Source organism: Pseudomonas sp. 1121_17 (assembly GCF_052850745.1).
Map to the genome: position 1 here is coordinate 1 of NZ_VXCX01000036.1, position 462 is coordinate 462.

The 462-nt window shown below is 55.6% G+C and carries 1 protein-coding gene; it reads right to left on the minus strand.

All coding sequences use genetic code 11. The features are described from left to right. Positions 1-215, minus strand: a 215-nt coding sequence (locus FW789_RS24305; RefSeq protein ID WP_446432153.1) for an IS110 family transposase, incomplete at its 3' end; no start/stop codon positions are given. Positions 216-462 lie beyond the last annotated feature (247 nt).

Below are 462 nucleotides of genomic sequence, written 5' to 3' on the forward strand. Positions count from 1 at the left end.
TGGCAGTGCTCGGCAAGCGCTTCGTGATAGGTGCCCGTGGCCTCCATGACAATCCAGGTTCCGGGTCCTGCATGACGCTCAAGCCAGTCGCTGAACTGGGCAAACCCTGCGGAATCATTGGGAAGCTTTGCCTTGGTGCGCTTCTTCCCGTTGGGCAGCGTGGTGGCAATGTCGAAAGATCTTTTGGCAACATCAACGCCAACAAAAATGGACATGATCCTCTCCTTCAAACTACGAAAGTCGATCACCCAGCACTCTGTTCAACCTTGTGAATGCGTGCTCACGCCGGAGGCGGGCACTAGATACCGTTCGGACTTGTCGAGTGGGGTTGGAAGGTCAGAGCGCCATCTACAATGCGGGCTCGATGCCCTAGGAGCGGCTCGGCTTCATGACCTTCCCTCGATGATCAGTCGAGAACTTTCGCTTCTTTGGAAGCGAAAGTCGAGATACAAGGAGCGGCCT